Source organism: Cupriavidus sp. H18C1 (assembly GCF_049311595.1).
Lineage (GTDB): Bacteria > Pseudomonadota > Gammaproteobacteria > Burkholderiales > Burkholderiaceae > Cupriavidus > Cupriavidus cauae.
In genome coordinates, this window is record NZ_CP186009.1 from 934,893 (window position 1) to 948,263 (window position 13,371).

Genomic DNA, 13,371 nt, shown 5'->3' on the forward strand with positions numbered 1-13,371 from the left:
CGGCCTAGCCTTAGGCATCCAACGATGCGGAGGCGGCCATGTCCGGCAAATCCGAAGGTTATTTCTATCTGGCGCTGGCCATGGTGCTGGTCGGCAGTACCGTCATTGCCAGCAAGGTGATCGCCGCGGGGCTGCCGCCGTTCACTGCGACGGCGCTGCGCTTTGCCATCGCCTTGCCCGGCTTCCTGTTGCTGATGAAGCTGACCGGCACGCGCCTGCCGGCCATCGGCCGTGGCGACGGGCTGTTGCTCGTCGTGCAGGCGGTCGCCGGCAGCGTCGGCTATACCACCTTGCTGATCTCCGGCCTGCGGATGAGCTCGGCCGCGGACGCCGGCGTGATCATCGGCACGCTGCCCGTGGTGTCGGCGCTGGTTTCGATCGTCGTGCTGAAGGAGCGGCCGGGCGTCGCCTTGCTGCTCGCCATCGGGCTGGCGACGGCCGGCGTGCTCGTGGTGGCGGTGCCGGGAGAGGGCGCCGACGGCGGCCGGGGGACGTGGCTTGGCAACGCCCTGGTCATGGGCGCGGTGGTCTGCGAGAGCCTGTTCATCCTGCTGAACAAGCGGCTGCGCCAGCCGCTGCAGCCGCTGGCCCTGTCGACCGTGATGACGGCGATCGGCCTGGCGGCATCGATCGTTCCCGCGCTGTTCGAGGCGCCATGGCGGCATGGACTGCCGAGCGGGGCGCTGGCGGCGGTGCTGTACTACGCGCTGGTGCCTACCGTGGCGGGCTTCGTGCTGTGGTATGCGGGCTCCGCGCGCACCACCGGCACCGAGGCATCGCTGTTCACCGCGCTGGCGCCGATATCGGCGGTGGCAATGGCCTTTCTGCTGCTGGGCGAGCCGGTCGGCACGAGCCAGCTCGTCGGCATCGGCTGTGTGGTGGTGGCCGTGCTGAGTCTGGTGCTGGTCGGCAAGCGCAATCCGGCCGGACCGCGCAAGGCCGCATGCCGCAAGCATGCATCCCGCAAGCACGCATGCGGGCTAGCGGAGCGATCGTGAGCGCGCGGCGTCGCTCGCGGGCAGATACGCGCGCGGCGTCGTGCCGAGATAGCGGCGGAACACCGCGATAAAGCTGCTGACGCTGGCATAGCCCAGATCGAGCGCGATCGCCGTGACGCTGTGGCCGGCGGCGAGCCGCTCCATCGCCGCAAGCAGCCGCATCTGCTGCCGCCACTGGCCGATGGTCCATCCGGTCTCGGCCTGGAAGCGTCGTGTCAGCGTGCGGCGGCTCATGCCGATGCGCGCGGCCCAGCCATCGAGATCGGTGTTGTCGTCTGGCGCGGCCAGCATCCGCGTCGCCATCCGCACCAGCCGCGGCTCGCGCGGCATCGGCAGGAACAGCGTCTGCGCCGGCTCGCGCGCGAACGCATCGGCGAACACGGCGAGGTAATGATCGAGCGTCGTGCCGGTGGGCGCGTCGTCGCCCGTCAGCGCGACCAGCAGCGCATCGAGCAGCGGCGACAGCCTGGCCATCTTGACCGTGTCCGGCATCGCGGCACGGCTCCACGCGCCGTCGAAATACAGGCTGGTACCCACCATGCCGCCCTGCACGCTCGCGCCATGCACGATGCCGGGCGGAATCCACGCGATGCAGCCCGTCGGCATCACCCATCGGCCGCCGTCGGCCTCGATGGCCACCACGCCCGTCCGGATCGTGAAGAGCTGTCCATCGTCATGACGGTGCGGACGGCGCTCGCGGATGCCGGCGTGCGACAGCCGGCGGATGTGCTTCAGCGACACGATCGATCGAATGGTTGGCCCGATTGCATTATCGACTGGCATTCTAGCGTTAGCGGGCAAGTGGGGCGCTACCTACACTACGTCCATCGCCCGTTATCGGGTACCCAGGAAGCCATTCGATGACACCTGCCACGCCATCCCGACCGTTCGCCGAAACCCACGGAGCACGCGCATGAAGCCCGAAACCATGCTCCCGGACCATGTCGATGCCGTACAGGCCAACGGCATCACCGTACGCAAAGGCAGTGTCGGGGCGTTCCTCGCCAGCTGGCGCGTGCTGTCCGATCCCGCGCAGTCCGGCGAGAGCCGTGCCGCGGCGAGAGAGGACCTGATCGCGCTGATTCCGGCGCTGACGGCCTTGGGTCTGTTCGACGTGCTCGAGCCGCGCGATCCGCAACTGCGCGAGCTGATTGCACAAGGCCGCGGCGGCGCCTGAGCGCTCGCCACGGCCTCGTGCCGGCGTGGTCCGGATCAGACCAGCGTCAGGCGCACGTCGATGTTGCCGCGCGTCGCGTTCGAATACGGGCAGACGACGTGGGCCTTGTCGACCAGCGCCTGCGCGGTTTCGCGCGCCACGCCCGGAATCGAGATCTGCAGTTCGACCTCGATGCCGAAGCCGGTCGGGATCTGGCCGATACCGACGTTGCCGGTGATCGTGGTCTCGGCGGGCAGGGCGACCTTTTCGCGGCCGGCGACGAACTTCAGGGCCCCGAGGAAACAGGCGGAGTAGCCCGCGGCGAACAGCTGCTCGGGGTTGGTGCCGGGACCGCCGGCACCGCCCAGTTCGCGCGGCGTGCTGAGCTTGACCTCGAGCGCGCCGTCGGACGAGACGGCACGGCCGTCACGGCCACCGGTGGCTTGGGCTTGGGCACGGTACAGGACTTTTTCGATCGACATGGTTGGCTCCTTCGGGTTGATGGCCGGGTTCGACTTCAGGGTTGTACTTCTGAATTGCACTTCAAACATATCGCACTATTGAATAGCGCACTATATAAGTACGTCAAGACAAGACGGCGTCGTCATCCCTTGCGGCTCAGTCCGCCGCGTTCCGGGCGATCTTCGCCGTCACGCTATCGAGCTTGCGCTTCAGGCTCGTCAGTTCCTCGACGCTGCACGCCGACGCGCACAACACCGACTCCGGGACCTTGCCGGCCTGCGTCTTCAGCGCGCGGCCGGCCTTGGTCAGGCTGACGATGACCTGCCGTTCGTCCGCCGCCGCGCGGGCCCGCGACACCAGCTCCTGCGTCTCGAGGCGCTTGAGCAACGGCGTCAGCGTGGCCGAATCCAGATTCAGCCGGGCACCGATCTCCGACACCGTCAGTCCGTCCTGCTCCCACAACACCATCATCACCAGGTATTGCGGGTAGGTCAGGCCGAGCGGACGCAGCAGCTTGCGGTACAGCTTGTTCAGCGCCAGCGAGGCCGAATAGACCGAGAAGCAGAACTGCCGATCCAGCAGCAGCGCGGTGGCAGGGTCGATCCGGGAGTTCGATGCGGCGTTCATGGAGAAGAATATAGATCGTGCGCGATTGAATAGCAAGAAATTTAATTGCGGGAATGCCGATGGAGGGCGAGGATGGAGGGCCGGGCATCTTTCGCGGATACCCGGCCCTCCATCGTCAAGCCGCCACTTCCATCAACGCATCGACCACCACCACGCCGTCGGGGCTCGCCATCACCGGGTTCAGGTCGACCGACCGGATCGCACCGCTCGCGGCGTGCACCATCCTGCCGACCGCCACCCCGGTGCGGCACAGCGCCGCCATGTCCACGGCCGCTTCGCCGCGCACGCCGGCCAGCAGCGGCGCGATGCGCAGCGTCCGCAGCGCGCGGGCCACATCGCCTTCGTCGCAGGTCGCCAGCAGCACAGCGGTGTCGCGCAGCACCTCGACATACTTGCCGCCGTCGCCGACCACCAGCACGGCGCCGAACACCGGATCCCAGTGCGCGCCGATCATGCATTCGCGCTGGCCGCGCACCATCGCCGCGACGATGACGCCCTCGGCCTCGACGCCCATGCCGGCCAGCGTGGCCATCTGCCGCTCGAATGCCGCGACGATCGAATCGGCGTCGTTGCAGCCGAGCGCGACCAGGCCGTGTTCGCTCTTGTGGGGCACCGCGGCCGCACAGGCCTTGACCGCGACGGGTCCGCCGAGCGCACGCCAGGCCGACACCGCCTCATCGGCGCTGCGGCACAGGCGATGCGCGACGACCGGAACGCCGGCCTCGGCCAGGCGTGCGAGGCTGGCCGCTTCGCTCAGCGTCGCCGAGGGCGACGAGACATCGGGCGGAACTGCCGCGGGCGGCGCCGGCGGACGCGCGAACAGCTCCGCCAGCCGCAGCCGGTGCGCGCGCCACTGGCTCAGCGCCGGCAGCGCCTCGCCGGCGTTGGCATAGACCGGTACGCCGCGCTGCCGGAACGGGGCGACCACGCCCTGCTGCCAGGCCGCCACCACGATGGGCTTGCCGCTGGTATCGGCAAAGGCCGCCGCATCGGTGGCAAAGCGTTCGATGTCGTAGCCCATGCCCGCCACCGGAATATCGAGCAGCACCATGTCGGCCGCCGCGTCGCCCGCGATCACCGGCAGCACATCGCCGAACAGCGCGCTGTTGGTCAGCAGGGCGGCGGTCACGTCGACCGGATTGGCGGTCGCGGCAAAGCCGGGCAGGCGTTCGGCCAGCGCGGACTGGGTCTGCGCCGCCAGCGGCGCCATCGACAGTCCGCACGTTTCGGCGGCGTCGGCCGCCATCACGCAGCTCGCCCCCGAATTGCTGACGACGACGAGGCCGCGTCCCTTCGGTTGCCAGTCGCGCAGATACAGCGGTGCGCAGCGCGCCAGCGCATGGGCGTCGTCGACGCGCCAGATGCCGTGGTGCGCGAGGAAGGCATCGACGGCGCGGTCCTCGTTGGCGAGCGCGCCGGTGTGCGAGGCGGCCGCCCGCTGGCCCGCGCTGGTGCGGCCGGCCTTGACCGCGACGATCGGCACGCCGCGTGCGCGCGCCACCGCGGCCGCCTGCGCCAGCGTGGCTGGATCGTTCAGCGTTTCCAGATACAGCAGCATCAGCTGCACGTCGTGATCGTGCGCGACGGCCAGCGCCAGGTCGCTGACCGTGACGTCCGCCTGATTGCCGGTCGCATGCATGTGCCGCACGCCGATGCCCTGGTGGCGCAGCAGGCCGTAGACCATCGCGCCCATGCCGCCGCTCTGGCTGATCACCGCGACCGGCCCATCCTGCGGCGGCACTTCGATGAACATCGTCGAGAAGCTGGCGATCGCGCCGCTGCCGAAATTGGCCAGGCCCTGGCTGTTCGGGCCGACCATGTGCAGATTTCCCGCGCGCGCGATGTCGACCATCTTCTGCTGCTGGCGCCGGCCTTCCTCGCCCGCTTCGCCGAAGCCCGAGGCGATCACGATGGCCGCCGCCACGCCGAGCCGCGCGCAATCGCTGACGGCCTGCACGGCGGCCTCGCCGGCGACCACGACGATGGCCAGCTCCGGCGCTTCCGGCAGCGCATCGAGCGAGGCGTAGCTGCGCAGGCCCTGGATCGTGTCGCGCTGCGGGTTGATCGGATACAGCGTGCCGCGGTAGCCGTGCTGCTGCATGTAGTGGATCGGCCGGCCGCCGATCTTGTGGATATGGTCCGAGGCGCCGATCACCGCGATCGAGCGCGGCGTCAGCAGGGCCTGCAGGCCGCGGGGGAGAGAAGCCGACATGTCGTTGTCCTGTAGTCGATCGGTTCAATGAAGTCGTTCAATGCATCGGCTCAATGCACCGGCTCAATGCACTGGTTCCATGCAAGTCAAGGTCAGTCGATGGTGGCGCCGGAGGTCTTGACCACGCCGGCCCATTTGTCGATCTCCGCGCCGAGGAAGCGGCCGGTCGCGTCGGGCGAGGTCCATTCCGCGCCGAAGCCCTGTGTGGCGAAGCGCGAGCGGACTTCGGCATCGTCCAGCACGGCGCGCAGCGCGTGGCTCAACTTGTCGGTCACCGGAGCGGGCGTGCCGGCCGGCGCCAGCAGCGCGTTCCATGCGGTGGCCTCATAGCCGGCCAGGCCCGCCTCGGCAATGGTCGGCACATCCGGCGCGGCTGGAGAGCGTTTGGCGCTGGTCACGGCCAGGGCCTTGAGCTTGCCGTCGCGCACGAACGGCATGGCCGACAGCATGGTGTCGAACATCACGGTGGCCTGGCCGCCGATCACATCGGTCAGGGCGGGCGCGCTCCCCTTGTACGGCACGTGGGTCATGCGCACGCCGGCCATCGCGTTGAACAGCTCGGCGGACAGATGGGTCGACTGCCCATTGCCCGAACTGGCGAAGCTCACCTGATCCGGCTTTGCCTTGGCCAGCGCGATCAGCTCGGCGACATTGCGCGCCGGCGTCGACGGCGCGGTGACCAGCACCAGCGGTCCGCGCGTCAGCAGGCTGACCGGTGCGAAGTCGCGGCGCGTGTCGTAGCCCGGCTTGCGGAACAGGGTCATGTTGATCGCATGCGCGGTGGTGGCGACCAGCAGGGTATAGCCGTCGGGCGCGGCCTTGGCGGCGGCCTCCGCGCCGATATTGCCGCCCGCACCCGGCCGGTTCTCGACCACCACCGGTTGCCCGAGCCGCTCGCCGAGCTTCTGCCCGACCACGCGCGCGACGATGTCGGTGGGACCGCCGGGCGGGTAGGGCACGACCATGCGGATCGGCTTTGCCGGCCAGGTTTCCGCTTGGCCGGGCCGCGGCAATACCGCGCACAGCGTGCCCAGCGCCAGCACCGGCAGCAGGGCGCGCAACGCTTCCCGTCTGGCTGAGGAAAACGGACGGGCGAGCGCGGCCCGCCGATGCTGCTGATTCGGCTGCATAGGTGTCTCCATCTGGTTGTTGTCGTGCCTGGGCCGTGTTTCCGTACCGGCTCGCCGGGGCGCGGCAATTTCCGCCGCGACTCCCGCCGGGTATTCGAGCCCGTTATTTCGTCCCGATATTCCGGCTCACTATTCGCGCTGGAATCGCAACAGCATCCGTTCGCCATGCCGGAAAAACCCGGCGCGCACACGGTCGCCGATCGCCACGCCGGGCTCGGCATGGGCCATCACGCGCGGCCCTTCGTCGAGAGTGGCCAGCACCAGCGTGTACGGGACCAGCGTGCGGAAGCTGTCGTCCGGCGCGCGCGCAACCTCGGTCACGGCGTAGACGGTGGCCACACCGGCGGCATCGCGCCAGGCGAGCCGGACGCTGCCGCAGCGCTGGCAGGCATGGCGCTCCAGCGATTGCGCCGCGCCACAGTCGCCGCACGACTGGTAGCGAACGCGGCCCGCTTCCAGGCCTTCGGCATAGGGATGAAGCCCTTCGGGCAGGGCGGATTCGGCTGAGATCGCCATCACAGGGCCTCCAGCACCAGGCTGACATGGGACGACAGCACGCCGCCATCGGCATGGAACAGCGCGCGGCGACGCGGACCGATCTGGCGCTCGCCGGCACGTCCGGCAAGCTGCCGCGTCGCCTCGGCCAGATGCATCAGGCCGCCCGCGACGCCGGAATGGCCGAACGCGAGCAGGCCGCCATGGGTATTGAGCGGCAGCGCGCCATCGACATCGAAGTCGCCGGCCAGCAGCCGCGCATGCGCGCCGCCGCGCGGCGCCACGCCGATTTCCTCGAGCAGCATCAGCAGCGTGATGGTGAACGAGTCATAGATCGCCAGATAGTCGAGGCCATCGACCCCGATGCCGGCCTCGCCAAGCGCCCGCGTGGCCGCTTCGCCGGCGCCGGTCGTCATCACGCTGTCGATCGCGCACAGATGCTGATGGCGATGCGCCTGTCCCGCGCCGGCAATGCGTACCGCCCGGCCCGGCCCCGGCTCCGCCGACACCACCAGCGCCACCGCGCCATCGGAGATCGGGCAGCAGTCCGACAGCAGCAGCGGCGTCGCTACCGCCTTGGCGGCGCACGCGGCGGCCGCGGTCAACGGCTCGCGCAGATGTGCGTCGGGGTGGGCGCCCGCATGCTTGCGCATCAGCACCGCGAAATCCGCCAGCGCGTCGCGTGGCAGGCCGGTCTCCATCAGATAGCGCGAGGCCAGCAGCGCGTAGTACGCCGGCACCGAGGCGCCGTTGGGCACTTCGATCTGCGGCTCGCCGACCTGGGCCAGCGTCTGCACCGACTGGTCGCGGCTCTGGCCGCTCAGGCGGTTCTCGCCCGCCACCACCAGCACATGGCGGCAGCGGCCGGCACGCACCAGTTCGCGCGCCAGCATCGCCATCGCCCCGCCGGTGGCACCGCCGGCGGCCATGCCGTGCGCATAGGCGGGTTGGAGCGACGCGTATTCGCAGAAGCGGTCGGCCAGCATCAGATGCGGCAGCGTGGTCGCGTAGCCGCACAGCACGCCGTCGATCTCGGCGCGCGACAACTCCGCCTCGTCCAGCGCGGCATCGGCGGCCTGCGCCATCAGCGTCAGCGGCGTGCTGCCCGCGAGCCTGCCGAAGCGCGTATTGCCGGCGCCGCGCAACCAGGCGCCGCGTTGAAGGGAGTCGTTCATGTCAGCGCTTCAGCAACGGGCACTTCGACTTCGACGGCGGGATGAACGCCTGGTCGCCGGGCACTGTGGCGAGGACCTTGTAGTAGTCCCATGGATACTTCGATTCGGCCGGCGTCTTCACCTCGAACAGGTACATGTCGTGCACCATGCGTCCGTCCTCGCGGATACGGCCATTGGCGGTGAAGAAGTCCTGGATCGGCATCGCCTTCATCTGCTTCATCACCGCGGCCGTCTCGTCGGTGCCGGCCGCCTGCACGGCCTTCAGGTAGTGCATCACCGACGAATAGACGCCGGCCTGGCTCATGTTGGGCATCTTCTTGAGCTTGTCGAAATAGCGGCGCGACCATTTACGGGTAGCGTCGTTCATGTCCCAATAGAAGGCCTCGGTCAGCACCAGCCCCGCGGCGGTCTTCAGGCCGATCGCGTGGATGTCGTTGATATAGAGCAACAGGCCGGCCAGCTTCTGCTTGTTGTCGCGCGTCAGGCCGAACTCGTGCGCGGCCTTGATCGCGTTGACGGAGTCGCCGCCCGCATTGGCCAGGCCCACGACCTGCGCCTTGCTGGCCTGCGCCTGCAGCAGGTACGAGGCGAAGTCGCTGGCGCCGATCGGATGGCGCGCGGCGCCGAGCACCTTGCCGCCGGCCTCGGTGACCACGGCGGTGGCCGAGTCCTGCAGCGTGTGCCCGAACGCGTAGTCCGCCGTCAGGAAATACCAGGTCTTGCCGCCGCGCTGGACCATCGCACGGGCGGTGGTATTGGCCAGCGCATAGGTGTCGTAGGCGTAGTGCACCGAGATCGGCGTGCACAGGTCGTTGGTCAGACGCTCGGTACCCGGGCCGGAGAACACCACGATGCGGTTCTTCTGCTTGGCGACTTCGAGCACGGCAAGCGCGGGCGCCGACGCCGCGACATCGAGGATCGCGTCGACCCGGTCGGTGTCGAACCATTCGCGCGCCTTGTTGGCGGCGATGTCGGCCTTGTTCTGATGATCGGCGACCACCAGTTCGATCTTGCGGCCGAGCACCTTGCCGCCGAAGTCGTCGATCGCCATCTGCGCGGCGGTGGCGCTGCCGCGGCCCGTCACATCGGCATAGAGGCCGCTCATGTCGAGGATCAGGCCGACCTTGACCAGATCGTCGGAGAGAGTGGCCTTTGTCTGGGCCTGCGCCTGTGTCTGGGCCTGGGCGTACGCGGCGCCGAGCGACAGCGCGCATGCGCCCAGCATGCCGGCGAGCGCGCGCGAAACAAGGCCGGCAATGCGCCGGCGTGCGGGAAATGGCTTCATATCGTGGGTCTCCTCCGGATCGTTGTTGTCGCCGCTCAGACGGTGGCGATCGGCGTGGTGGGCGAACCGACCGCCCCGGGCAGGCGCAGCGGCGGCGCCGTCAGCATGAAGCGGGTGCGGCCGTGCTCGCGCAGCCATTGCGCCAGGTCGCGCAGATACCAGAGCTCGCCCAGCGGCAGGCCAAGCTTGAACAGGCAGTGGTGGTGCAGCGGCAGCAGCGGATGCGGGCCCGGACCGCTGGCGGGCTGCGCCGGATAGCGCTCCACCGCGTAGTTGTCGGCGATCAGCGCGGCGATGCCGGCGTCGGTGATCCACTGCAGCAGCTTGTCGTCGCGTCCGTTCAGCGCGCTGCAGCTGTGGTGCAGCACATTCTCGTCGGGCTCGCGCCGCATCGACAGCACCACCTCGGCGAAGCCGGTGCGCAGCAGCAGCATGTCGCCGCGCTCGACCTCGACCCGGTCCGCCTCCATCGCCCGCATCAGCTCGTCGTAGCCGATATCGCGGAAGTCGGTGCCGTAGCAGTGCGCCAGATCGACCAGCACGCCGCGGCCCTGCATGCCCTTGACGGCGAAGTTCTCGATGCCGAGCGCGCGCGCCTCGCTGTGTTCGTGATTGCAGCCGTGCGCGGCGAAATGATCGTCGTCGGCGTAGTCGACCGGACCGACGATGTGCTCGTTGGCGCGATAGCCGTTGTAGTAGACCCGCTCGGGGCGGCCGTCGCCGTCGGCATCGAACAGCGCGCCGACGTGGGCCAGCGAATCCCATTGCGTCGAGTACTGCAGCGACAGCAGGACCTGGTCGTCGCTGATCACGTCGGTGGCCTCGGGGTCGACCTTGGCCAGCGGGAAATTGACGTAGGGCAGGTCGTCGCGGAAGGTCGGGCGCAGCACCGGCGGATGGCGGCGCGGATTGAGCTTGTTGCCGCCGGGATAGTCGAGCGGCAGCGACAGGCAGAAGCTCAGACCCGCCTGGACCTCCTGCGCGGCCTTGCGTACCTGCTCGGCGCCGATCAGATTGAGCCGCCCGATCTGGTCGTCGGGCCCGAAGTCGCCCCAGGTGGAGCCCTGCGGACGTTGTTTCCAGCGCATGCCTGATGTCTCCATAGCCGTGGTCCTTTTCTTGTTGAGGGTCGTGCAGGGGGTGTGTGCCGCGCAGTTTTTTTGCTACGGCGTATCGGCTGCTGACAGCGTGGCGCCGCCGGTGCGTGCCGCGGCGCCGCGATGGGGCCAGCGGTCGGGCAGCGACGCCTCGATGGCGCCCAGATTGGCAACGATGCCGTCGGCCTCGCGCCGCAGCGCCCTGGCCATCGCGGCCTCCCGTTCGGTGATGCGCTCGTTCAACGCGGCGATGCTGAGCGCGCCGAGCGGATAGCCGTCCGGGCCCGGCAGGGCGATCGCGATGCCGCCCATGCGCTCGACCACCACATCGAGCAGCACCGCATAGCCGCGTTCGCGCGTCGCTTCGACATGGCGCAGCAGCGCGGCCGTGCTCAGCCGCGGATAGCGCTTGAGCGCCGGCGCCACGCAGCGCAGCACCGCATCGATTTCATCGTCGGGAAGGGCGGCCAGCAACGCGAGGCTGCCGGCGCCCACGCCGAGCGGGCGGCGGCTGCCGATATCGAGATAGTTGGCGCGGATCGGGAAATTGCCGAAGCGCAGTTCGGTGCAGACCGATTCCCAGCCGCTCGGTACCGACAGGATCGCGGTGTCCTCGAACGAGCAAGCCAGGCGGATCAGCGCGGGGCGGGCGAGCGGGCGCATGTCGAGGCGCCGCAGCGCGGCAGCCCGCAGCACCAGCCATTCGGGGCCTGGGCTGAAGGCCTTGGTGGCGGGGTCGCGCGAAACCAGTCCCTCGGCCGCCAGCGTGTCGAGCAGCCGCAGCGCCGACGCCTTGTCGACGCCCGACGCCTGCGCCAGGTCGGTCAGCCGCGTATTACGCGGATCCGACAGCGCCCGTAGCAGCTGGCAAGCCTTGCGCAGCGACGATCCCTGCGTCGTCATCCGGCCGTCTCCCTGTTCTGATCATTTTGCGGAATGAAACCGCAGATGCCGTTATAGGGCGGCTGGAGGGCTGCGTCATTTTGCGGCGCGTCAAAGTTTCGCCGGATGAAACTTGCGGGCATGTCGTTCGTTCGTTGCCGACTGGCGTTGTCGGGAACAGAGTTCCAACACGAAGCCATGCTTACAGAAAACCGTCCCTGATGTTCGTTTTTTTGTACATTTGCCTATAATCAAACAACGAAGGTTCGGTATTTTTGACATCATGCAAACTGCGCACACCCCACAAGAGCTTGGTCAGCTGATCCGAAGCACACGTAGGGCGGTCGGCACGACCCAAGCGGAGATGGCCGCCGCGTTGCAGGTGCGCCGTCAGACGATCGCTGAATTGGAAAGGGGTGGGAACGTAGGTATGCACGTGATGTTCAACGCCCTGGTCTATTTGGGTAAAGGGATCGCCATCGCAGATGCGCGTCCCACGGCCGAGGCGTTGCGAGCCATGTTGGACGACGATGAATGACAAGCTGAAACGCCTGCAGGTCACCACCCCCTCAAGGGATTTCGGGCACGATCGACAAGGAGTCCCGTTATGTCTTCAATTACACGGCGACGGAGCGCGCATGCGAGGTTGCACTGGGCATGCCCATTCGCGCCGAAAGCTACGGCAGCACCGTCTTGCATCCGATCTTTGCGATGAACCGGCCCGAGGGCTATTTGCTCGATCGCATTCGACATCGCTTTGGAAAGCTCATGCAGCTCGACGATATGCGCCTGCTCGCGCTGACCGGCGAGAACCAGATTGGACGCCTGCGCTACGAGGTACCGGGTACCGGGGTCAAGCGTTCCAAGGCGTCGACGGTGGGCCTCTCCACAGTCCTGGAGACCGACGCGTCGACCGACTTGTTCGAGTATCTCGTCGACACCTATCTGCAATCCGGCATTAGCGGAATTCAGCCCAAGGTCATGATTCCGGACGCGGACAAGGACAGTACGGGGCTGGTCGAGCGCGCGACGTTGATTGCCCCCGACCTGATAGTCAAGGCCAGCGGCGAAGGCTATCCGTATCTGGCGCAGAACGAGTTCTTGTGCATGGAGGCAGCTCGGCGGGCCGGCATCTCGGTGCCTCAGTTCTGGCTGTCCCAGAGCGGCGAGCTGTTCGTGATGGGGCGCTTCGATATGGCGGAGGAGCGGCAGCTCGGCTTCGAGGACATGGCCGTGCTAATGAACAAGACCGCCGAAGAGAAATACCTCGGCGCGTACGAACATATCGCGAAGGTGATCAATGCCTATTGCGGGCCGAACGCGCCGGACAGCTGCAGGCGGTTCTTCGACTATCTCGCCTTGACCGTGATGGTGCGCAATGGCGATGCACACCTGAAGAACTTCGGGCTGCTCTATCGGGACCCTCACACGAGCGCGCCGGAGCTTTCACCGCTTTACGACGTGGTAACGACCACCGTGTACAAGTACCAGAATCGGTACGGTGTGGAGCTGACCGACCGCGAGCTGGCACTCAAGCTCGCGAAATCGAGGCGCTATCCGGACCGCAAGACGCTGCTCGATTTTGGCAGGAACGTGTGTGGAGTCGCCAATCCAGAGCAGGCCCTGGAGCGCATCGGCGATGCAATGAGCGACACGCTGCAGGCCGATTTCCCCGGAATCGACCCCAAACTGTTGAAGGCCCTGCGCAAGGAATGGGACGGTGGTCGTCTTGCAATGGCGCCTGACCACGTCTATCAGCAGGCAGCCATCAACCATCTGTCCGGCTCGCCCCCGGAATCGATTTGAATCGGGAGCCTGCAGATACGGCGGATCAGCGGGCCGCTCCCGTTGC

At 67.9% G+C, this 13,371-nt stretch carries 14 protein-coding genes; 4 read left to right on the forward strand and 10 right to left on the reverse strand.

Annotated elements, in window-relative coordinates; all coding sequences use genetic code 11:
• Positions 1–38: 38 nt before the first annotated feature.
• Positions 39–998, forward strand: a complete 960-nt coding sequence (locus tag OJJOAM_RS20075; RefSeq protein WP_422650872.1) for a DMT family transporter — start codon at positions 39–41, stop codon at positions 996–998.
• Here the strand turns inward: OJJOAM_RS20075 and OJJOAM_RS20080 are convergent.
• Entirely contained in the window at positions 981–1,739 is a 759-nt protein-coding gene (locus OJJOAM_RS20080; RefSeq protein ID WP_422650873.1) for an AraC family transcriptional regulator, read from the reverse strand. The genes OJJOAM_RS20075 and OJJOAM_RS20080 overlap by 18 nt on opposite strands.
• A gap of 172 nt (positions 1,740–1,911) precedes the next feature.
• On the opposite strand from OJJOAM_RS20080, the gene OJJOAM_RS20085 reads away from it, so the two are divergent.
• Positions 1,912–2,175, forward strand: a complete 264-nt coding sequence (locus OJJOAM_RS20085) for a hypothetical protein (RefSeq protein ID WP_422650874.1) — start codon at positions 1,912–1,914, stop codon at positions 2,173–2,175.
• Between the two features lie 35 nt (positions 2,176–2,210).
• On the opposite strand, the gene OJJOAM_RS20090 is transcribed toward OJJOAM_RS20085, so the two are convergent.
• From OJJOAM_RS20090 to OJJOAM_RS20130, 9 genes are all read right to left on the reverse strand, one after another.
• A complete protein-coding gene (locus tag OJJOAM_RS20090; RefSeq protein ID WP_149316340.1) occupies positions 2,211–2,636 on the reverse strand; it encodes an organic hydroperoxide resistance protein in 426 nt (141 codons plus the stop codon).
• A 136-nt stretch (positions 2,637–2,772) separates the two neighbouring features.
• Positions 2,773–3,243 carry a MarR family winged helix-turn-helix transcriptional regulator gene (locus tag OJJOAM_RS20095; protein ID WP_422650875.1) on the reverse strand — a complete coding sequence of 157 codons (471 nt, stop codon included), beginning with the start codon at positions 3,241–3,243 and terminating at the stop codon, positions 2,773–2,775.
• A 115-nt stretch (positions 3,244–3,358) separates the two neighbouring features.
• A complete protein-coding gene (locus OJJOAM_RS20100; RefSeq protein ID WP_422650876.1) occupies positions 3,359–5,455 on the reverse strand; it encodes an acetate--CoA ligase family protein in 2,097 nt (698 codons plus the stop codon).
• A 92-nt stretch (positions 5,456–5,547) separates the two neighbouring features.
• A complete protein-coding gene (locus OJJOAM_RS20105) occupies positions 5,548–6,585 on the reverse strand; it encodes a tripartite tricarboxylate transporter substrate binding protein (RefSeq protein ID WP_422650877.1) in 1,038 nt (345 codons plus the stop codon).
• 129 nt (positions 6,586–6,714) lie between these two features.
• Positions 6,715–7,101, reverse strand: a complete 387-nt coding sequence (locus OJJOAM_RS20110) for a Zn-ribbon domain-containing OB-fold protein (protein ID WP_422650878.1) — start codon at positions 7,099–7,101, stop codon at positions 6,715–6,717.
• Positions 7,101–8,255 carry a thiolase family protein gene (locus OJJOAM_RS20115; RefSeq protein ID WP_422650879.1) on the reverse strand — a complete coding sequence of 385 codons (1,155 nt, stop codon included), beginning with the start codon at positions 8,253–8,255 and terminating at the stop codon, positions 7,101–7,103. Before OJJOAM_RS20115 ends, OJJOAM_RS20110 begins: the two co-directional genes overlap by 1 nt.
• A 1-nt stretch (position 8,256) precedes the next feature.
• Positions 8,257–9,480, reverse strand: coding sequence for an ABC transporter substrate-binding protein (locus tag OJJOAM_RS20120; RefSeq protein ID WP_422650985.1), 1,224 nt, complete (start codon positions 9,478–9,480; stop codon positions 8,257–8,259).
• 95 nt (positions 9,481–9,575) lie between these two features.
• Positions 9,576–10,628: a cyclase family protein gene (locus tag OJJOAM_RS20125; protein ID WP_422650880.1), complete on the reverse strand. Its 1,053-nt coding sequence runs from the start codon at positions 10,626–10,628 to the stop codon at positions 9,576–9,578.
• Between the two features lie 75 nt (positions 10,629–10,703).
• Positions 10,704–11,540, reverse strand: coding sequence for an IclR family transcriptional regulator (locus OJJOAM_RS20130; protein ID WP_422650881.1), 837 nt, complete (start codon positions 11,538–11,540; stop codon positions 10,704–10,706).
• Positions 11,541–11,802: 262 nt separating this feature from the next.
• On the opposite strand from OJJOAM_RS20130, the gene OJJOAM_RS20135 reads away from it, so the two are divergent.
• Positions 11,803–12,057, forward strand: a complete 255-nt coding sequence (locus OJJOAM_RS20135) for a helix-turn-helix domain-containing protein (RefSeq protein ID WP_422650882.1) — start codon at positions 11,803–11,805, stop codon at positions 12,055–12,057.
• Positions 12,058–12,107: 50 nt separating this feature from the next.
• Entirely contained in the window at positions 12,108–13,325 is a 1,218-nt protein-coding gene (locus OJJOAM_RS20140; protein ID WP_422650986.1) for a type II toxin-antitoxin system HipA family toxin, read from the forward strand.
• Positions 13,326–13,371: the final 46 nt, after the last annotated feature.

Bases quoted from the DNA above. Each gene is read 5' to 3' on its own strand.
- OJJOAM_RS20120 (WP_422650985.1), bottom strand. From the start codon at position 9,480: ATGCTGGGCGCATGCGCGCTGTCGCTCGGCGCCGCGTACGCCCAGGCC.
- OJJOAM_RS20125 (WP_422650880.1), bottom strand. From the start codon at position 10,628: ATGCGCTGGAAACAACGTCCGCAGGGCTCCACCTGGGGCGACTTCGGG.
- OJJOAM_RS20130 (WP_422650881.1), bottom strand. From the start codon at position 11,540: ATGACGACGCAGGGATCGTCGCTGCGCAAGGCTTGCCAGCTGCTACGG.
- OJJOAM_RS20085 (WP_422650874.1), top strand. From the start codon at position 1,912: ATGAAGCCCGAAACCATGCTCCCGGACCATGTCGATGCCGTACAGGCC.
- OJJOAM_RS20105 (WP_422650877.1), bottom strand. From the start codon at position 6,585: ATGCAGCCGAATCAGCAGCATCGGCGGGCCGCGCTCGCCCGTCCGTTT.
- OJJOAM_RS20090 (WP_149316340.1), bottom strand. From the start codon at position 2,636: ATGTCGATCGAAAAAGTCCTGTACCGTGCCCAAGCCCAAGCCACCGGT.
- OJJOAM_RS20095 (WP_422650875.1), bottom strand. From the start codon at position 3,243: ATGAACGCCGCATCGAACTCCCGGATCGACCCTGCCACCGCGCTGCTG.
- OJJOAM_RS20115 (WP_422650879.1), bottom strand. From the start codon at position 8,255: ATGAACGACTCCCTTCAACGCGGCGCCTGGTTGCGCGGCGCCGGCAAT.
- OJJOAM_RS20110 (WP_422650878.1), bottom strand. From the start codon at position 7,101: ATGGCGATCTCAGCCGAATCCGCCCTGCCCGAAGGGCTTCATCCCTAT.
- OJJOAM_RS20135 (WP_422650882.1), top strand. From the start codon at position 11,803: ATGCAAACTGCGCACACCCCACAAGAGCTTGGTCAGCTGATCCGAAGC.
- OJJOAM_RS20075 (WP_422650872.1), top strand. From the start codon at position 39: ATGTCCGGCAAATCCGAAGGTTATTTCTATCTGGCGCTGGCCATGGTG.
- OJJOAM_RS20100 (WP_422650876.1), bottom strand. From the start codon at position 5,455: ATGTCGGCTTCTCTCCCCCGCGGCCTGCAGGCCCTGCTGACGCCGCGC.